The following is a 317-nucleotide window of genomic DNA, read 5'->3' on the forward strand; positions in this document are numbered from 1 at the left end:
GCCACCGATAGCGCCAACAGGAAAATCAGCGGCAACAGGTTCCACGGTGTGATGTGGAACAGTTCGTTAAAGCGTGTCAGTTCGTTGTTGGTGATGGTGCTATCAAAAGCGCTGTGCTGATTAAGCCCCAGCAGGATAAAAGCGATCAGGGCAATGACCGCTGCCGGAACGGTAGTCCACAACTGGGTGCGGATGTGTTTATACAACTCGACACCGTTGAGCTGGGCAGCCAGCACGGTGCTTTCAGACAGCGGCGAGATCTTGTCACCGACGTAAGCGCCGGAGATCACCGCTCCAGCCGTAATTTCTGGCGAAAG

The 317-nt window shown here is 54.9% G+C and carries 1 protein-coding gene; it reads right to left on the reverse strand.

The genetic code is table 11. The annotated features are described in order from the left end of the window. Positions 1–317 (reverse strand): Na+/H+ antiporter NhaC family protein (locus U869_RS0129070; protein WP_029988773.1); only part of this gene is annotated, 317 nt, incomplete at both ends.

Origin of the sequence: Serratia sp. H1w (assembly GCF_000633355.1) — a bacterium.
Taxonomy (GTDB): domain Bacteria; phylum Pseudomonadota; class Gammaproteobacteria; order Enterobacterales; family Enterobacteriaceae; genus Chania.